This is a genomic window from Streptomyces sp. NPDC002817 (genome assembly GCF_053592055.1).
This window is the reverse complement of record NZ_JBSFUY010000021.1, coordinates 84,875-103,026: the sequence shown is the minus strand read 5'-3', so window position 1 is coordinate 103,026 and position 18,152 is coordinate 84,875. Positions and strand designations below refer to the sequence as shown.

Sequence of the window (18,152 nt, the reverse complement as noted above, 5' to 3'; positions counted from 1 at the left end):
TGGACCCGGGGCATCCCTCAGTTTGCTGGACCAAACGGTACGTTAAAAGACGGAGCTCAGGCAGGACATGGGCCGGCTCTCCACGCGATCATCGCGTGGAGAGCCGGTGGCTCGGGCACGCCGGGACCGCGACGAATACCGAGAGCCGCGAGACACTCACCCCGTGACGAGTGTTTCGAGTGAGGAGTGGCGCATGACCACGGTAGGTATTGCCACCGGTGCGGGTCGTGGGACGGGGGAGGCATGCGCGAGGCGCCTCGCCGCCATGGTGGACGTGCTGTTGCTCACGGACCGGAACGACGCGGCCGCGGCCGCGGTGGCGAAGGACCTGTCGGGCCACGGGAGGGCCGTCGTCGAGTCGTTCGCGGTGGATGTCACCGACCTGGACAGCCTCGCCGACCTGGCCGGCCGCGTCGGTGAGCTCGGCACGCTGCGCGCCGTGGCGCATGCCGAGAGCGTCGAGCCGGAGGACGCCGACTGGCGCGGGATCATCGAGGTCGACCTCATGGGACCCGTCCTGCTCACCGAGGCGCTCCGGCCACTGGCCACCGCCGGTACGGCCTTCGTGTTCTGTGCCTCGGTGTCCCCGCTGATCGCTCACATCGAGCCCGACCCGGTGGTCGCGGCCGTCCTGGACGACGCGGCGCAGGAGGGATTCCTCGACCAGCTCCGCGCGGCGATCGGCCCGGCGGTCGAGGACCCCGCGTGGGCCTATCCGTGGGCCACCTACGGAATGCAGCGCTTCGCCCGGGCCGAGGCGGTGCGGCTGGGGCCGGTGGGCGCACGCGCGTGCTCGGTGTCGCCCGGCGCGATCGACACCCCGCAGACCCGGCTGGAGGCGGCTCGGCACGAGGCGGTGCAGCAGCTCATCCGGCGCACACCGCTGGGCCGCACCGGTCGGTACGAGGAGGTCGCCGCCGTCGCCGCGTTCCTGCTGTCCGACGAGGCGAGCTTCGTGAACGGTGTCGACGTCGTCGTCGACGGCGGCCTGTGCGCCGCCGTGCAGGACGAGTGATACCGCACGCCGTCACACGCGGCCGTGCGGTGGGCTCATGACGCCATCGCCCTGAGGCTCTCGACATCGCTCAGCCGCTGCGCCACGGAGTGTGCAAGGGGGCGGACCTGGAGCGTGGTGACGCCGGCGTCCCGGAAGGCCTCCAGCCGTTCGGCGACGTAGGAGGCGGGGCCGATCAGAGAGGTCGCCCGCAGCAGTTCCGCGGGCACGGCGGCCGCGGCCTCGTCCTTGCGGCCGGACAGATACAGGTCCTGGATGGTGGCGGCCTCGGACTCGTACCCGTAGCGGCGGGCGAGGTCGTTGTAGAAGTTGTGGCCGCGGGCCCCCATTCCGCCGATGTACAGCGCCAGTTGGGGCCGGGCGAGATCGATCAGGTCTCTCACGTCCTCGCCGATGGCGAGGGGTGGTGAGGCCACCACGTCGAGCGCGCCGAGGGCCGGATCCCGCCGGGCCGTGCCGTCGGCCAGCGCCGGGCCCCACACCTCGGCCGCTCGCTCGGGGTGGAAGAACATCGGCATCCAGCCCTCGGCGATCTCGGCGGCCAGGGCCACGTTCTTCGGTCCGATGGCGGCGAGCACGATCGGGACGCGTTCGCGTACCGGCCGGTTGATGAGCTTGAGGGGTTTGCCCAGTCCCGTGCCCTGCTCAGGCGGAAGCGGTATCCGGTAGTGGCGGCCTGCGTGCACGACCTCTTCCCGGCGCCAGACGGACCGGCAGATCTCCACGATCTCGCGGGTACGCGCCAAGGGAGCGGTGTACGGCTGTCCGTGGAAACCCTCGATCACCTGTGGCCCGGAGGCGCCGATGCCCAGGGTGAACCGTCCGTCGGAGACGTGGTCGAGGCCGGCGGCCGTCATCGCCGTCAGGGTGGGCGTGCGGGTGTAGATCTGGAGGATTCCGGAGGCGATCTCGAGACGTTCGGTGCGCGCCGCGATGAAACCGAGCTGGCTGATCGCGTCGAAAGAGTAGGCCTCGGGGACGAAGACGATGTCCAGCCCGGCCTTCTCGTAGTCACGAAGACCGGCGACGGTCTCCTTGAAACCGCCGCTGTAGCTCAGGGGCATACCGATGCGCATCCCGATCCCACCCTCCCACGCCCGCGAATAAAGTGCACTCTATAGGCAGTTGGTTCCGGTAGGGCGCTCGTACCCCTTCACTTTTGACACACGGTGCCATTAATCTCCGGACATCCGAGAGGAACGGTCCACGCCGCGCTCGCAGCGCCACGGGATGCCCAGGGAGAGTCGCATGAACGAACTCCGCTCCGCCCCGACCGACGAAACCGCCGTCCTGGCCGAGACCGACCAGGACGAGGCACCGCCTTCACTGATCGAAGCCGAGGATCTCCTGGAGGAGATCTCCATCGACGGCATGTGCGGCGTCTACTAGGCGCCGCCCCATGACAACGACGGACCTCGACCGCGCCTGGGACCTGCATCCGCAGGTCTCGGTGCGGCCGGAACCCTTCGGCGCGCTGCTCTACCACTTCGGCACCCGCAGGCTGACGTTCCTCAAGGACCGCCGGCTGCTCGCGGTCGTGGAGCACCTCGCCCATACGCGCACGGCCCGGGACGCCTGTCTGGCCGCAGGCGTCGACGAAGCCGAACTCGCCCGCTACGGCCGGGCCCTGGGCGCGCTCGCCGAGTCTTCGATGCTCGTCGGAAGGACCTCATGACCGCCACGCCGCGGCTGGTCGACCTGTTCGAGCACGGGCTCGACGCGCCGATCTGCCTCACCTGGGAGCTGACCTACGCCTGCAATCTGGCCTGCGCCCACTGCCTGTCCAGCTCCGGCCGACGCGATCCCCGCGAACTGACCACCGAGGAGGCCAAGGCCGTCATCGACGAACTGGAGGCCATGCAGGTCTTCTACGTCAACATCGGCGGCGGCGAGCCCACCGTCCGCGCCGACTTCTGGGAACTCCTGGACTACGCCACGGCCCACCGCGTGGGAGTCAAGTTCTCCACCAACGGCGTCCGGATCACCCCCGAGGCTGCCCGACGCCTCGCCGGCAACGACTACGTCGACGTCCAGATCTCGCTCGACGGCGCCACCGCCGACGTCAACGACGCGGTACGCGGGACGGGTTCGTACGCCACAGCGCTCAGGGCCCTGGAGAACCTGGCCGCCGCCGGCATGAAGAACTTCAAGATCTCGGTGGTCTGCACCCGCCACAACATCCCCCAGCTCGACGACTTCAAGGCCCTCGCCGACCGCTTCGGCGCCCAACTGCGCCTGACCAGACTGCGCCCCTCCGGGCGCGGCGCCGACGTCTGGGACGAGCTGCACCCGACGGCCGGGCAGCAACGCGATTTGTACGACTGGCTGTTGGCCCGCGGGGACAACGTGCTGACCGGGGACTCCTTCTTCCACCTCTCCGCGTACGGTCAGGCTCTGCCCGGTCTCAACCTGTGCGGCGCGGGACGCGTCGTCTGCCTGATCGACCCGGTTGGCGACGTCTACGCCTGCCCGTTCGCCATCCACGAGGAGTTCCTCGCCGGCAACGTCCGTGAACCGGGCGGCTTTCGCGGAGTGTGGCGCGACTCCGAGCTGTTCCGGCGGCTGCGCACCCCCCAGCACGGCGGGGCCTGCGCCTCCTGCGCGTTCTACGACACCTGCAAGGGCGGCTGCATGGCCGCGAAGTTCTTCACCGGGCTGCCACTGGACGGCCCGGACCCCGAGTGCGTACAGGGGTACGGGGAGCAACTGCTGTCGCACCGTGACGGAACCCGGGTACCGAAGCCGTCCGGCGACCACTCCCGCCGGACGGTCGATCTCGTCCTCACCCGCCGTCCACCGGTCAGCGACTGCGACGAGAACCCGCTGGCCGGGCTGGTTCCGGCAGCCACCGGAAAGGACGCGGCACATGCCTAGGAACCCCTGGTTCGAGACGGTCGCCGAAGCGCAGCGCAGGGCGAAGAAGCAACTGCCGCGCTCCGTCTACGGCGCACTCGTCGCCGGCTCGGAGCGCGGCCGCACGATCGACGACAACATGGCCGCCTTCGCCGAACTGGGCTTCGCCCCACGCGTCGTGGGCCACCAGGCCGCACGCGACCTGTCCACGACCGTCCTGGGCGTGCCCACCCGGCTGCCCGTGCTCATCTCACCCACCGGCGTACAGGCCGTCGACCCCGACGGAGAGGTGGCCGTGGCCCGCGCCGCCGCGAGCCGGGGTGTGATCATGGGCCTCAGCTCGTTCGCGAGCAAGCCCGTGGAGGAGGTCGCCGCCGCCCGGCCCGACCTCTTCTTCCAGCTCTACTGGAGCGGCACCCGCGACACCATGGTGCAGCGCATGGACCGGGCCAGGGCCGCCGGTGCCAAGGCGCTCATCGTCACCCTCGACTGGTCCTTCTCCCACGGCCGCGACTGGGGCAGCCCCGCCATCCCGGACAAGCTCGACCTCAGGACCATGCTGCGGTTCGCCCCCGACGTACTGCCCCGTCCCGGGTGGCTGTGGCGGTACGCCAGGTCCGGCCGCGTCCCCGACCTCACCGTGCCGAACCTGACGGCTCCCGGCGGCGGCGCCCCGACCTTCTTCGGTGCCTACGGCGAGTGGATGCAGACCCCGCCGCCCACCTGGGAGGACGTCAAGTGGCTGCGTGAGGAGTGGGACGGCCCCTTCCTCCTCAAGGGCGTGACCCGGGTCGACGACGCCAAGCGGGCGGTCGACGCCGGGGTGACGGCCCTGTCCGTCTCCAACCACGGCGGAAACAACCTGGACACCACCCCGGCCACCATCCGGATCCTCCCCTCCGTCGCCGAAGCCGTCGGCGACCAGATCGAAGTCCTGCTGGACGGCGGGGTACGCCGCGGCGGCGACGTCGCGAAGGCACTCGCCCTCGGCGCCCGCGCCGTCCTGATCGGCCGCGCCTACCTCTGGGGTCTGGCGGCGAACGGACAGGCCGGTGTCGAGAACGTGCTGGACATCCTGCGCGGCGGGCTGGACTCGGCCGTGCTGGGCCTCGGACACTCCTCGGTCCACGAGTTGGGACCCGGGGACCTGGTCATGCCTCCCGGCTTCGCGCTGACTCTGGGCGGCGGGGAGCACCTCGCCACGGCCGGCTGAACATGGTCGTACGTCGAACCCTGGGTGACAGCGTCTGGCCGGCCGTACCGACCGGGGCGCTCGTGCTGGTCCCGGTCGGCTCCACCGAACAACACGGTCCGCACCTGCCGTTCGACACCGACACCACGGTCGCCCACGCCGTCGCACGGCGGACGGCCGACGTCCTTCCCGGTCAGCCTCTGGTGGCACCCCCGCTCGCCTACGGCGCGAGCGGCGAACACGCGGACTTCCCGGGGACCGTCTCGATGGGACACGAGGCACTGCGCGCGGTGCTGGTGGAGCTGACACGCTCCCTGTCCCTGTGGGCGGGCAGAGTCGTCTTCGTCAACGGACACGGCGGCAACACCGCCGCCCTCGACACGGCCCTGGGCCTGCTGCGCACGGAGGGCCACGACGTCGCCTGGACCGCTTGCGAGACATCCGGCGGCGACGCCCACGCCGGCCGTACGGAGACCTCCCTCATGCTGCACCTGGCGCCGGAGCGCGTACGTCCCGATGCCGCGGTCACCGGCGACACACGACCGCTGGCCGTCCTGCTGCCGGAGCTGATGGCCCACGGCGTGCGCGCGGTCTCACCCTCCGGTGTCCTCGGCGATCCCACCGGCGCGTCGGCCGAGGAGGGGCGCCGGGTACTGGACGCGACGGTGTCCGCCACGGTCCGGCGGATCACGGCCTGGGCCGTCGACGGCCGGGGCCGCCTCGCCACGGTGGAACGCCGATGACGCTTCCCGTCGGCTTCGTCGTCGAACTCGACCGGCACACCCGGGTGGTCGACGGCGGCCACGCCCTCCTCGGTGGCTTCCCCACCCGGCTGCTGAGGCTGACCCCGAGGGCCCGACGGCTCCTCGCCGGCAGAACGCTCCCCGTGCGCGACGCGGCGAGCGCGCTCCTGGCCGACCGGCTGCTCGACACCGGCATGGCCCATCCCGTCCCCGCCTCGCTCCCGGCGCCCTCCGACCCCCGCTGCACGGTCGTCGTACCGGTCCGCGACCGCCCGCGCCAACTGGACCGGCTGCTGCGGAGCATCGGCGCGGACACCCCCGTGATCGTGGTCGACGACGCCTCGCGACGCCCGGCCGCCGTGGCCGAGGTCGCCGCCGAACACGGCGCCCGGCTCGTCGCCCTGGCCGCCAACGTCGGACCGGCCGGCGCGCGCAACACCGGACTCCGCCTGGTCACCACCCCGTTCGTGGTCTTCGCCGACTCCGACATCGTGCTGACCCCCGACACCGTCCCGACCCTGCTCCGGCACTTCGCCGACCCCCGCGTCGCCATGGCAGTCCCCCGCATCACCGGGCTGCCCGCCGCCACGACCTGGATCGAACGGTACGAGAACGCCAGATCCTCACTCGACCTCGGCGCCCATCCGGCCCCGGTACGCCCCGGCACCCCCGTCTCCTGGGCGTCCTCGGCCTGCGTCGTGGCCCGGGTGGACGCGGTGACGGACGGCTTCGACGAGCGCATGCGGGTCGGCGAGGACGTCGACCTGTGCTGGCGGCTGGTCGCGGCGGGCCGCCGGGTGCGGTACGAGCCCGCCGTACAGGCCCACCACGAACATCGCGTGCGCCTGGGGGACTGGTTCCGGCGCAAGGCCGTCTACGGCAGCGGCGCGCATCCCCTCGCCCAGCGGCACCCCGAGAACATCGCACCCGCCGTGTTCGCCCCGTGGAGCATCGCGTTCGCCGGCGCCCTGCTCGTCCAACGGCGCTGGTCGGCCCCGGTCGCGGGAGCTGTCCTCGGCGTCGTCGGCGTACGCATCGCCCGCAAGCTCGACGGCACCCGGCACCCCTACCGCCTGGCCGCACGGCTCACCGCCAACGGCGCGCTGGGCACCCTGACCCAGACGTCCGCTCTGCTGACCCGCCACTGGTGGCCGCTGACGGTCGCCGGCTGTGCGGTCTCCCGCCGGGTGCGCCGCGCCACGACGGTCGCCGCGCTGGCCGACATCGCCCTCGAGTACCGTCGTGATCAAGCCACGCTCGACCCCCTCCGCTACGGCGTCGCCCGCCGCCTCGACGACCTCGCGTACGGCGCCGGTGTGTGGTTCTCCGCCCTCAAGGGCCGCTCCACCGCCGTGCTCCGCCCCCGCGTCACGCGCTGAGGCCGACCCAGTCCCGGTCAGCGGAAAGCACGCAGCGGGCGTCGGTCCCACCCCCCGACACTGAGGCCGTCCGGCCGCCGGCGACGTGCGGCCCGTGCGAGGGATCAGTCACCAGGAGGTGTGCGGAGTGACGCATGAAGTGGTCGGCCGTGTCGAGGAGTTGGGTGTTGAACTGGCCGGGCTCGCCGACGAGAACGAGTCACTCGGCAAGCTGAGCGACCGGACCGTCGAACTGCTCCGGTCCGCGGGGGTCATACGGCTGCTGCAACCCAAGGAGTTCGGTGGATTCGGCGCTCACCCCCGGGACTTCGCGGAAGCGGTGATGGCGGTCGCCCGGCACGACGGTGCCGCCGGCTGGGTGTGCGGTGTCGTCGGGGTCCACCCGTGGGAACTGGCCCAGATGGACCCGCGGCTCGCCCACGAGGTGTGGGACGACGACCCGGACACCTGGATCGCCTCGCCCTACATGCCCAACGGCGTCGCCGACCCGGTGGACGGCGGCTACGTCCTCAGTGGTCGCTGGCCGTTCTCCTCCGGCAGCGACCACTGCCGCTGGGACTTCCTCGGCGCGCTCCTCGGGGACGGCAAGGGGAAGCCCGCCGGGCCCATCACCGTGATGCACGTCGTGCTGCCCCGCTCCGACTACGAGATCATCGACGGCACCTGGGACGTCGTCGGACTGGCGGGCACCGGCAGCAAGGACGTCGTCGTCGACAAGGCGTTCATCCCCGAGTACCGCACGATCCGGCAGGAGGCGGTCCAGGAGGGGACGGCCGCCGAGTCGTTCGGACTCACCGACACCCTGTACAAACTGCCGTTCAGCTCGATGTTCCCGCTCGGTATCACCGCGGCCGTCATCGGCATGTGCGAGGGCGCTCTCGCCCTCCACCTGGCCCAGCAGAAGGACCGCGTCGCCGTGACCGGCGTCCAGGTGCGCGACGACCCGTACGTCCTCTACGCCGCCGGGGAGGCCGCGGCCGAGATCGCCGCCTCACGGGTCCAACTCATCGACGGCATCAGCCGGTTGTACGACCAGGTCGAGGCCGGCAAGTCGATCAGCGTCGAGGACCGTGCCAACGTACGGCGCAACCAGGTCCGTTGCGCCTGGCGGGCCGTCTCCGCGCTGGACGAGATCTTCGCGCGGTCCGGCGGCAACGCGATCCGCCGCAACAACCCCATGCAGCGGTACTGGCGGGACGCCCACGTCGGACTCCAGCACATGATCCATGTGCCGGGCACCGCCTACCACGCCAACGCCCTTGCGCAGATGGGACTTGAGCTGCCCGAGTCGATGCGCATCCTGATATGAGCCGTCGGTTCCGCGACGTACTGGGCAACTTCCCCACGAGTGTCGTCGCGATCACCACCACGGACAGCGAGGACCAGCCGCACGGCATGATCGTCGGCACTTTCACCTCCGTGTCGCTCGACCCGCCCCTGGTCTCCTTCCTGGCGGACCGCTCCTCCACGACCCTGCGGACGATCAAGGCCGCGGGCCGCTTCTGCGCCAACGCGCTCGCGGGCAACCAGGAGCGGCTCTCCCGACGGATGGCGGCAGGTCCGGCGCGGGAGCGGTTCGCGGACACGACCTGGCAGGCGTCACCCCTGGGCAATCCCGTCCCGGACGGCGTCGTCGCCTGGGTCGACTGCACGGTGGAGCAGGTCGTCGAGATCGGAGATCACCTGTTGGTCGTCGGGCGGGTCCATGACCTGCGCGTCGAGTCGCCGGGGCCCCCGCTGCTGTTCTTCCGGGGCGGATACGGCGACTACCTGTCGAGCGCGGGTCAGCTGCTCGACAGCCTCGTGGGCTGGCACGAGATCGGTCGGTAGACACCGGTCGGCAGAAATAGGGAGCCGCAAATGAAGAAGGACCTCTACATAAGACTGCAAAGAATATCGGCGTGGTGCGGCGTCATCCTCTTCGTGGGATTCCTCGCCGCGTTCGCCGTGGGCCACCTCACTCCGCCGATGAGCCCGACGGAAAGCCCCGAGGACGTCGTCGCCTTCCTCAAGGACCACCGCACGGGCATCCTCACCTGTGTCGCCCTGATGGTGCTGCTCGTCCCGTTCGAGTACCCGTACGTCATCGTGACGAGCATGCAACTGCGCCGGGTCGAGGGCGGCTGGGGGCTGCTGTCCATGACCCAGCTCACCACGGGCGTGGTGGCCCCGATCGGGTTCTTCTTCCCGCTCGCGATCCTCGCCGCCGCGGCCTACCGACCGGAGGCCCATTCCGTCGACGTCCTCACTGCGATGGTCGACATCTTCTGGCTGATGTTCGTGGGCAACGCCTGTATTTTCGTCCTCCAGGTCTGGTCGATCGGATACGCCGCGTTCATCGACCACACCCGTCCGAAGCCGCTCTTCCCGCGCTGGTACGGCTGGCTCAGCATCGTGCTGGGAGTGACGCTCATCCCGGGCGCCTTCGTCTTCCTCAACCAGGACGGGCCGCTCGCCTGGAACGGACTCCTCGCGAACATCATCCCCTCGGCCGCGTACGCGGTGTGGAAGATCGCCACCCCCTACGTGCTGCTGAAGGCGATCACGAACGAGGAGAAGGAACTCGCCGACAAGCCGGCGAACGAACCGGTCACCGTGTAGGGCAGCCGCAACAGCAGTGGCCCCGGGACAGTCGTCGCGGGGCCACAGGCGTGTGTTGTGCGGAGTTCTACACGGAGAGCGCGAAGCCGCCCGTCACACGCAGGGTCTCGCCGGTGACGAAGGACGCCTTCGACGAGACCAGGTAGAGCAGCGCCTCGACGATGTCCTGCTCCCGGCCCTCCTGCCGGAGGATCTGCTCGCCGAGCACGCGCTCCGCCTCGGCCGGGGACAGCTGGGCCCGCACGGTGTCGGTGAGGATCAGGCCCGGCGCGATCGCGTTGACGCGGATGCCGGAGGCGGCGAACTCGCGCGCGAAGGACACCGTCAGGCCGCGCACGGCGAGCTTGGAGACGCCGTAGATGCTGCGGTTCGCGTACGCCGCCGACGAGGAGATGTTGACGATCGAGGCGCCCGGCCGGTTCCGCATGGCCTCGTGGGCCGCGAGCGAGCAGATGACGGTGCCCATGACGTTGACGTCGAGCACCCGCCGCACCTTGGCGAGGCCGAGCTCGGTGAACGGCTTGTTGTAGGCGGCGTGCAGGCCCGCGTTGTTGACCAGGATGTCGAGCCCGCCGTGGCGTTCGACGACCCCGCTGACGACCGCGCCCACCTCGTCCTCGTCGGCCACGTCACAGGCGACTCCGGTCGCGCGCAGGCCCTTCGTGGTGAGTTCCGCCGCCGCCTCGGCCGCCGCCGCGCCGTCGATGTCGGCGAGCACGACATGGGCGCCCAAGGCCGACAGCGCCTCGCCGAAGGCCTTGCCGAAGCCGCGGCCGCCGCCGGTGATCAGCGCGACTCTGCCGTGATGTTCCATCAGCACATCCTCACTTGGGACTCACTTCGGGCCGAACCGCTGGCCGGCGTCGAGACGCAGGCACTGGCCGTTCAGCATCGGGTTGTCGACCACGGCGAGGGCGAGCTTCGCGTACTCCTCGGGGCGGCCCAGCCGCCTGGGGAACGCGGCGTCCTTCACCAGCGCGGCCCGTGTCTCGGCGGGGATCCTCTCGGTGGCGCCCGTCTCGAACAGGCTGGGCGCGAGGGCGACGACACGGATGCCGAGCGAGCCGAGGTCGCGGGCCATGGTGAGGCTCATGCCGGCGATGGCGGCCTTGGCGGCCGAGTAGGCGACCTGGCCGATCTGCCCCTCGAAGGCGGCGATCGACGAGGTGTTGACGATGACGCCCCGTTCGCCATCGGGTTCCTCGGGCTCGTTGCGGCTCATGTGCGCGGCGGCGAGGCGGCTGATGTTGAAGGTGGCGACGGTGTTCAGATCGAGGACGCGGCGGAAGGTCTCCAGGTCGTGCGGGCCGTCCTTGCCGAGTGTGCGGCGTACGCTGCCGCCGCCCGCGGTGGTGACCGACACATGCAGACCGCCGAGGGTGTCGACGGCGGCGTCCAGCGCGCTCTCGGTCGCCTCGAAGTCGGTCACGTCGACGGGGTGGAAGCTCGCGCCGAACGCGGCGGCGACCTCGGCTCCGGCCGAGGCCGGACGGTCCAGTACGGCGACGTCGGCGCCGCGGGCCGCGAGCAGCTCGGCGGTCGCCCGGCCCATACCGGAGGCGCCGCCGAACACCACGGCCTTCTTGCCCTTGATCTCCATCGGGAACCTTTCGGATCGTTCGCTCAGGCGGACCTGGGGGACCGGGCGGACTTTGCGGACCCGGGCGACGGCCGCAGCAGGGTGCAGAGCCGGTCGCGGTGCACGGCGGCGTCGCCGTACAGCACGCTGTCCGTCCGGGCCCGGCGCAGGTACAGGTGGAGGTCGTGCTCCCAGGTGAAGCCGGTGCCGCCGTGCAACTGCAGTGCCCGGCCGGCGACTTCGCCTGCCCCGGCGGCGACGTACGAGGCGGCCGCGCAGGCCGCGCGGGCGGCGTCGTCCGCACCCGCGTCGGCGGCCATCGCCGCGTAGGAGGTGGCGGCGCGGGCGCCGTGCACCAGCAGCGCCATGTCGGCGCACGCGTGTTTGACGGCCTGGAACGTTCCGATCGGCCGCCCGAACTGCACCCGGGACCTGGTGTGTTCGACAGTGAGCTCCAGCATGCGGTCCATCACCCCGAGCGCGTCCGCGCAGCGGAGCGCGGACGCCTCGTCGAGCAGCCGCTGGATCTCGGCGGGCCCGGCGTCGAGGCGGCGCTCGTGCGCGACGCGTACGCCCTCGAAGCGGACCTCGTGGAACGAGCGGGTCAGATCCAGGACTTGCTGTCGACGGACGGTGACGCCCGGTGCGTCCCGGTCGACGAGGAACGATGTGGGGACCCCGTCGTCCTGGCGCGCGGTGACGAGCAGCCAGCGGGCGCCGCCCGCATCCTGCACCGCCGTCTTGACCCCGTCGAGGACGATCGCGTCCCCGTCGGTCCGGGCGGTGGCGTGGATGCCGTCGAGGGACCACGGGGCGTGCGGCTCGGCGAAGGCCCAGGTGGCCCAGGCGCCTCCCGTCGCGAGCGCGGGCAGTACCTCGGCCCGCAGTTCGGGAGATCCCGTGGCGGCGAGTGCGCGACCGACGATCGTGGTGGGTGCGAAGGGGCCCCGCCCGAGCGCGCGCCCGATCTCCTCGGCGACGAGCACGAGTTCCACCAGGCCCTGGCCGGCACCGCCGTACTCCTCGGGCAGCCCCAGAGCGGGCCAGCCGAGGTCGGCCGTCAGCCGCCACACCTCCGGATCGACGTCCTCGTCGCGGTCCGCCCATGCCCGTACGCGCTCCGTCGGGGCCCGGTCCGACAGCAGATCGCGCGAGGCCTCGCGCAACATGCCCTGCTCCTCGCTGAGCTCGAAGTTCACCCCAACAAGGTATCCTCTATTATTGATCTGGTCGAGATGACGGCACGATCTGACGGGTTGTCTGTCGAAGGTCCATCTATTTAAGTACTCTGAATTACATGGTTGATGCCGTTCTTCTCTCCGCGTGCCGCACCGCGATCGGAACCGCCCGCCGGGGAACCCTGCGGGACACCGACGCCTTCGAACTCGCCACGGTCGTCGTCCGCGAGGCCGCGCGGCGCAGCGGACTGCCACCCGAGTCGATCGACGACCTGATCCTCGGTGAGTCCCTCGCCGGAGGCGGGGACATCGCCCGGTACGCGGCTCTCCAGGCGGGACTCACCCACGTCCCCGGTCTGGCCCACAACCGGCACTGCGCCTCCGGCCTCGCGAGCGTGGCGACCGCCGCGGCCGGTGTGCGGGCCGGGATGGACCGGGCGGTCATCGCGGGCGGGACCCAGTCGTCCTCCACCGCCCCGGTGGCCCGGCGTCGGATCCCCGGTACCGACGACTGGCAGGACCCCTGGATGTCGCCGTCCCATGTCTCGACGCCCGAGGCACCCAACAACGACATGGCGATGCTGGTCGGTTGGAACACGGCGCTGCGGGCCGGCCTCACCCGTGAGGAGATGGACGCCTGGGCGCTGCGGTCGCACGAGCGGGCCGTACGGTCCATCGACGAGGGACGGTTCACCGACGAGATCGTGCCCGTCAAGGTCACCGACCGGGACGGGACGGCGTCGGTGTTCGCCACCGACGAGCATCCCCGCCGCGACACCAGCCTGGAGAAGCTGGCCGCACTCAAGCCGCTGCACCCCGAGATCGAGGGGTTCTCCATCACCGCCGGCAACTCCAGCGGCGTCAACGACGGCGCGGCCGCGGTCCTCGTCGCCGGCTCGGACCTGGCCGCCGCGCACGGACTCACCCCCATCGCGACCATCCGGTCCTGGGCGAGCGTGGGAGTCGACCCCGTCGAGACAGGGCTCGCGCCGATCGCCGCGATCCGCAGAGCACTTGACCGCGCCGGGCTCGGCATCGGCGACGTCGACCTGTTCGAGGTCAACGAGGCCTTCGCCGCGGTGGCCGTCGCCACCACCCGAGAGCTGGGCCTCGACCCGGAGCGGGTCAACCCGTTCGGCAGCGGGTGCAGCCTCGGCCACCCGATCGCGACGACCGGCACACGCATGGTCGTGACGCTCGCGCACGAGCTGCGCCGCAGGGGCGGCGGAATCGCTGTCGCGGCCATGTGCGCGGGCGGCGGCATGGGTTCGGCCCTGGTCCTGACGGTGTGAGCGACGGTGATCGAGGCCGGAGCCGAAGGGCTGGGGTGCCGCTGGACGGACGGCGTGCTGTGGCTGACGTTCGCCCGGCCGCGGTCGCGCAACGCGCTCACCATCGCCATGCGCCGCGGGCTGATCGAGGCGGTGCGGGCGGCCGACGCCGACGCCGAGACCCGGCTGGTCGTCCTCACCGGCGCCGATCCCGCGTTCTCCGCCGGGATCGACCTCAAGGAGGCGCTGCGCTCCCCTCGTGGGGCACGCACGGACCCCGCCGAGGTGGTGCGAGCGTCCCGCACACCGGTGCTCGGGGTGATCAACGGCCCTTGCTTCACGGGGGCGTTGGAGCTGGCGCTGTCGTGCTCGTTCCTCATCGCCTCCGACCGGGCCCGGTTCGCCGACACCCACGCCGCCATCGGCCTGACGGCGGGCTGGGGAATGAGCGCCCTGCTGCCGCGAGCGGTCGGTACCCGGCTCGCACGCCGGATGATGCTGACGGGCGAGCCGATCGACGCCGAACAGGCCCTGGCGGCAGGCCTGGTGACGGAAGTCGTACCGCACGACTGCCTGCTCGACCGAGCGCGCGAGATCGCCGACCTGATCCGGGCCGCCCACCCCGGCGCCGCCGCGGAGACGCTCGAACTCCTCACGGCCGGTGAGGACACCAGCCTCGCCCACGCCCTCGCGCTGGAGGCACAGGCGAAGCTGCGGCGGCGCCTCGACGTGAACGATGTGGCGCGACGGTTCGCGGCCCGCCTGGACACCCCGTGACCTCAGGCCGCCGTGGCCTCCCCGAGGTAGCGGCGCAGCAGTTCCGGCCCGGCCAGGTCGGCATCGCCCGCCCACGCGATCCGGCCGCGCTGGAGAACCAGACACTGGTCGGCGAAGTCGAGCGCCCGGCTCGCGAACTGCTCGATCATGACGACGGCGACACCCGCGGACCGGGCCCGCCGCAGGCTCTCGAACACCACGTCGACCATCTTCGGCGCGAGGCCCAGCGACAGCTCGTCGGCGATCACCAGGCGCGGGTCGACCATCAGGGCCCGGGCGAGGGACAGCATCTGCTGCTCGCCGCCCGACAGCGTCCCCGCGGCCTGGCGCTGCCGTTCCCGCAGCACGGGAAAGATCTCGAAGGCCCGGTCGAGGGCCGGGGCCCTGCCACGCCGGTCGCAGGCGGTGGCCATCCGGAGGTTCTCCACGACGGTCAGCGTGGGGAACACGCCACGGCCCTCGGGGAGATGGACGAGCCCCGCCCGGCGGATCGCGTCGGGCGTCCGCCCGGTGAGATCCCGCCCGTCGAGCCCGAACGTTCCGGCGACGGCCGGCACCAACCCCGAGAGCGCCCTGGCCAGCGTGCTCTTGCCGGCCCCGTTGGCTCCCAGCACGGCGAGCGCGCTGTTCCTCGGGACATCGAAGGTCACGTCCCGCAGCGCCAGGGCCGTGCCGTAGCGGACGGTCAAGTCGCGCACGGAGAGCAGGGGAGACGCGGTCTCGGTCATGCGGATGCCCTTTCCTCGCCGTGCCCAGCGCCCAGATAGGCGGCGCGTACGGCCGGGTCCTGCCGCACCTCCGCGGGAGACCCCTCGCTGATCTTGACGCCGAAGTCGAGGACATGGACCACGTCGCTCATCCCCAGCACCATTTCGACGTCATGCTCGACCAGGAGCAGCGACACCCCGTGGTCGGCCACGACCCGGGCGAGCGTGGCCGCCAACTCGTCGGTCTCGCGCGCGTCCAGCCCCGACGACGGCTCGTCCAGGAGCAGGACACCCGGATCGACGGCGAGTGCACGGGCGATCTCCAGCAGCCGGCTCGTGCCCAACGGCAGCCCGGAGACCGGCCGGTGCGCCTCCCCGGTCAGCCGCAGGGCGGCGAGGAGTACGTCGGCACGCCGCTCCTCGTCCACGGGCGCCCGCCGGAAGCCGCCCCCGGTGACGAGGTCCGTCCAGATCCGGTGCCGGGTGTGCCGCAGCCGGTACGCCAGCACCACGTGTTCGCGGACCGTCAGCCCCGGGAACAGCTCCGGATGCTGGAAGGTACGCGCGAGTCCTCGCCGGGCCCGTGCCTGCGCACTGGTCCGGGTGACGTCCTCGCCGTTCATGAGAACCGATCCGGCCCTTGGCGTGAGCAGCCCGGACAGTACGGCGAACAGCGTGCTCTTGCCCGCCCCGTTGGGGCCCACCAACCCGACGACCGAGGCCGGCGGCACCGCCAGGTCGACCTCGCTCAGGGCGATGAGGCCGCCGAAGCGGACGGTGACGCCGCTGGCCTCGATGCGTGGTGTCGTCGTACCGGAGATGCCGCTCATACGAGTTCTCCCTGAGGCGTCGAAGGCTCCTCGGCGGGAGCTCGCCGGGCCTCCCGTCGGCGGCCGAGCTCACGCACCTGCCGGGCGTGCATCGCGATGATGCCCTCGGGGTTGCGGGCCAGCATGACCGCGCCGAATCCGAACATGATCACCGGGATCTCGGCCCAGCGCGTCGGCAGATACGTCTGGAACACGCTCGGCAGCACGGCGAACGCCACACCGGCGACGAGCGCGCCGACGACCGGCCGTGCCCCCACGGTGACCAGGACCGCCAGCCAGACCAGCCCGGTGAACGGGTTGAACGAGTCGGGCAGCGCCGACTGGTAGGCGAGGGCGAGGAGCCCGCCGCCGATCGCGGCGACGAAGGTGGCCACGGCGGAGACGAGTACCTTGACCGGCACGATGCCCAGGCCCAGTGTGCGCGAGCCGGTCTCGCTCCAGCGGACCGCCGTCACGGCGAGGCCCGCCGTCGAGCGTCGCAGGTTGACGACGAACAGCCCGAGCACGGCGAACACCGCGAGTGCCAGCAGGGCGAAGGTGCGGTTGTCCAGGGCCCATTCGGGGCGCGGCATGTAGATGCCCTGCCCCGAGTTGTAGAACCGGTCCCGCATGAAGACCAGGTTCTGGGCGAGCAGCCCGAAGGTCAGGGTCACCAGGGCGACGTACAGGTTGCCCAGACGGATCGTCAGCACACCGAGCACCACACCGATCGGGACCACGCACACCGCGCTCCCCAGGACTGCCACGACTGGCGGCCAGCCGTAGTTCGTGGTGAGGTCGGCGGCGAGCAGGGCGCCGAGTCCCGCGAACGTGATCTGGCAGAGCCAGATCATGCCGCCCTCGCCGGTGACAAGGGTGCAGGACAGCAGCGCGACGGCCATGGCGATACCCGTCGCCGTCAGTCCCGTCCAGAAGTCGTCGAGTACCAGGGGCAGACAGGCGACGACGGCGAGTGTCAGCAGTGGAGCGAGGTAGCCCGACGGCGCGGCGGCGGTCGGGGCGCCGGCGTGCTCCGTACGGACGGCGCGGTCCAGGACTCCGCCCGACGCGGTGTCGCCCGCCCGTCCGCGCACCGCGTGGGCGAGCAGGAAGACGAGCATGAACAGGAACGGGACGCTGGGCACGATCTGTGCGGCCAGGGCACTCTCCGGATCGAGACAGCGCTGGACCACACTGGTGACGACGCCCATGGCGAGGGCCACCGAGACGGCCGTCGGCAGACTGCGCAACCGTGCCGCCACCACGGCCGCGAAGGCGGCCGCCATCAGGAAGGTCATACCGTCCACCGACAACCCGGCGGTCGGCGCGACGAGGACTCCGGCCAGCCCTGCCAGCAGCGCACTGAACGCCCACACCCCGACCGACACCCGCGCGGGGCTGACCCCCGACATCGCGGTGAGGGCCTCGGAGTCGACCAGCGCACGCACCTTGAGGCCGGTGTCGGTGCAGCGCAACAGCAGGGTGCCGACGGCCAGGACCACGGCGAGACCCGCGTACGTGATCAGCTGGTTCATGTCGACCACCGCACCGAACGGCCGGTACACCGCGACGGGTTGGGGCGCGAGGCCGGGCGCGGTGACGTTCACCAGCCGGCCGAACACGAGATTGACCAGGGGCGGCAGCGCGACCGACAGACCGATCGTGGCGACGATCTTCACCAGCGGTGAGCGCAGTCGCAGATGCCGGAAGAGCACCGCGTACAGCAGCACGCCCAGCGCCGGACCGAACAGTCCGATGGCGACCACCGCGGCGAGCGGCAGCGGCCAGCCCTGCTCGACGTACAGGAAGTAGTAGAAGCGGGCCACGGCGAACGCCATGGCGCCGAACGCGAAGTTGAAGACGCCGGACGACACATGGGTGACGACCAGCGACGCCGCGGCGATGGCGTAGATGGCCCCCAGAGCGAGGCCGGCGACAACGTAGGAGAGCAACGACGGCCTCCTGGAAGGTCGTGCTCGGGAGAGCAGCAGGTACGGATTAAAGTGCGCTCATTGAGAGTCCGCGTCAACCCTCAGGGGGCATTTCGC

The 18,152-nt window shown here is 71.4% G+C and carries 19 protein-coding genes; 12 read left to right on the top strand and 7 right to left on the bottom strand.

Annotation, left to right across the window (positions count from 1 at the left end):
• Positions 1 to 193: 193 nt before the first annotated feature.
• Entirely contained in the window at positions 194 to 1,015 is an 822-nt protein-coding gene (locus tag ACWD3I_RS32065; RefSeq protein WP_365407462.1) for an SDR family oxidoreductase, read from the top strand.
• A gap of 35 nt (positions 1,016 to 1,050) precedes the next feature.
• Here ACWD3I_RS32065 and ACWD3I_RS32060 read toward each other — a convergent pair whose 3' ends face one another.
• The gene (locus ACWD3I_RS32060) at positions 1,051 to 2,091 is read right to left on the bottom strand and encodes an LLM class F420-dependent oxidoreductase (RefSeq protein WP_365407459.1); all 1,041 of its coding nucleotides are present in this window, start codon (positions 2,089 to 2,091) and stop codon (positions 1,051 to 1,053) included.
• A gap of 172 nt (positions 2,092 to 2,263) precedes the next feature.
• On the opposite strand from ACWD3I_RS32060, the gene mftA reads away from it, so the two are divergent.
• The 9 genes from mftA (at position 2,264) to ACWD3I_RS32015 (ending at position 9,783) form a co-directional block, all read left to right on the top strand.
• Entirely contained in the window at positions 2,264 to 2,404 is a 141-nt protein-coding gene (gene mftA / locus ACWD3I_RS32055) for a mycofactocin precursor MftA (RefSeq protein ID WP_365407456.1), read from the top strand.
• Between the two features lie 10 nt (positions 2,405 to 2,414).
• Complete coding sequence (mftB, locus tag ACWD3I_RS32050) at positions 2,415 to 2,690, top strand: mycofactocin biosynthesis chaperone MftB (RefSeq protein ID WP_365407453.1); 276 nt, start codon at positions 2,415 to 2,417, stop codon at positions 2,688 to 2,690.
• Positions 2,687 to 3,889 (top strand): mycofactocin radical SAM maturase, encoded by a 1,203-nt coding sequence (gene mftC / locus ACWD3I_RS32045; RefSeq protein ID WP_365407450.1) that lies wholly within the window; start codon positions 2,687 to 2,689, stop codon positions 3,887 to 3,889. Before mftB ends, mftC begins: the two co-directional genes overlap by 4 nt.
• Positions 3,882 to 5,081: a pre-mycofactocin synthase MftD gene (gene mftD / locus ACWD3I_RS32040; protein WP_365407447.1), complete on the top strand. Its 1,200-nt coding sequence runs from the start codon at positions 3,882 to 3,884 to the stop codon at positions 5,079 to 5,081. Before mftC ends, mftD begins: the two co-directional genes overlap by 8 nt.
• Positions 5,082 to 5,083: 2 nt before the next feature.
• Entirely contained in the window at positions 5,084 to 5,803 is a 720-nt protein-coding gene (gene mftE / locus ACWD3I_RS32035; RefSeq protein ID WP_365407444.1) for a mycofactocin biosynthesis peptidyl-dipeptidase MftE, read from the top strand.
• Positions 5,800 to 7,182 carry a mycofactocin biosynthesis glycosyltransferase MftF gene (mftF, locus tag ACWD3I_RS32030; protein WP_365407441.1) on the top strand — a complete coding sequence of 461 codons (1,383 nt, stop codon included), beginning with the start codon at positions 5,800 to 5,802 and terminating at the stop codon, positions 7,180 to 7,182. The genes mftE and mftF overlap by 4 nt, the downstream gene beginning before the upstream one ends.
• A 127-nt stretch (positions 7,183 to 7,309) precedes the next feature.
• Positions 7,310 to 8,491 (top strand): acyl-CoA dehydrogenase family protein, encoded by a 1,182-nt coding sequence (locus ACWD3I_RS32025; protein WP_365407438.1) that lies wholly within the window; start codon positions 7,310 to 7,312, stop codon positions 8,489 to 8,491.
• A complete protein-coding gene (locus tag ACWD3I_RS32020) occupies positions 8,488 to 9,012 on the top strand; it encodes a flavin reductase family protein (RefSeq protein WP_365407436.1) in 525 nt (174 codons plus the stop codon). Before ACWD3I_RS32025 ends, ACWD3I_RS32020 begins: the two co-directional genes overlap by 4 nt.
• A 30-nt stretch (positions 9,013 to 9,042) precedes the next feature.
• Positions 9,043 to 9,783, top strand: coding sequence for a hypothetical protein (locus tag ACWD3I_RS32015; RefSeq protein ID WP_365407433.1), 741 nt, complete (start codon positions 9,043 to 9,045; stop codon positions 9,781 to 9,783).
• Between the two features lie 67 nt (positions 9,784 to 9,850).
• On the opposite strand, the gene ACWD3I_RS32010 is transcribed toward ACWD3I_RS32015, so the two are convergent.
• From ACWD3I_RS32010 to ACWD3I_RS32000, 3 genes are read right to left on the bottom strand one after another with little or no spacing between them, the layout of a single operon-like run.
• Positions 9,851 to 10,597, bottom strand: coding sequence for an SDR family NAD(P)-dependent oxidoreductase (locus ACWD3I_RS32010; protein WP_365407430.1), 747 nt, complete (start codon positions 10,595 to 10,597; stop codon positions 9,851 to 9,853).
• A 21-nt stretch (positions 10,598 to 10,618) separates the two neighbouring features.
• Entirely contained in the window at positions 10,619 to 11,383 is a 765-nt protein-coding gene (locus ACWD3I_RS32005; protein WP_365407427.1) for an SDR family NAD(P)-dependent oxidoreductase, read from the bottom strand.
• Between the two features lie 23 nt (positions 11,384 to 11,406).
• The gene (locus ACWD3I_RS32000; RefSeq protein WP_365407424.1) at positions 11,407 to 12,561 is read right to left on the bottom strand and encodes an acyl-CoA dehydrogenase family protein; all 1,155 of its coding nucleotides are present in this window, start codon (positions 12,559 to 12,561) and stop codon (positions 11,407 to 11,409) included.
• A gap of 98 nt (positions 12,562 to 12,659) precedes the next feature.
• Here ACWD3I_RS32000 and ACWD3I_RS31995 point away from each other — a divergent pair, with 98 nt between their 5' ends.
• Together ACWD3I_RS31995 and ACWD3I_RS31990 are read left to right on the top strand one after the other, a co-directional pair.
• Positions 12,660 to 13,832, top strand: coding sequence for a thiolase family protein (locus ACWD3I_RS31995; RefSeq protein ID WP_365407420.1), 1,173 nt, complete (start codon positions 12,660 to 12,662; stop codon positions 13,830 to 13,832).
• Positions 13,833 to 13,838: 6 nt separating this feature from the next.
• Positions 13,839 to 14,588, top strand: coding sequence for an enoyl-CoA hydratase-related protein (locus ACWD3I_RS31990; protein WP_365407417.1), 750 nt, complete (start codon positions 13,839 to 13,841; stop codon positions 14,586 to 14,588).
• A gap of 2 nt (positions 14,589 to 14,590) precedes the next feature.
• Here the strand turns inward: ACWD3I_RS31990 and ACWD3I_RS31985 are convergent, their stop codons facing one another.
• The 3 genes from ACWD3I_RS31985 to ACWD3I_RS31975 are packed head-to-tail and all read right to left on the bottom strand — an operon-like array spanning position 14,591 to position 18,056.
• Positions 14,591 to 15,316, bottom strand: a complete 726-nt coding sequence (locus ACWD3I_RS31985; protein ID WP_365407414.1) for an ABC transporter ATP-binding protein — start codon at positions 15,314 to 15,316, stop codon at positions 14,591 to 14,593.
• Positions 15,313 to 16,125 carry an ABC transporter ATP-binding protein gene (locus tag ACWD3I_RS31980; protein WP_365407411.1) on the bottom strand — a complete coding sequence of 271 codons (813 nt, stop codon included), beginning with the start codon at positions 16,123 to 16,125 and terminating at the stop codon, positions 15,313 to 15,315. Before ACWD3I_RS31980 ends, ACWD3I_RS31985 begins: the two co-directional genes overlap by 4 nt.
• Positions 16,122 to 18,056: an ABC transporter permease gene (locus ACWD3I_RS31975; RefSeq protein WP_365407408.1), complete on the bottom strand. Its 1,935-nt coding sequence runs from the start codon at positions 18,054 to 18,056 to the stop codon at positions 16,122 to 16,124. Before ACWD3I_RS31975 ends, ACWD3I_RS31980 begins: the two co-directional genes overlap by 4 nt.
• Between the last annotated feature and the right edge of the window lie 96 nt (positions 18,057 to 18,152).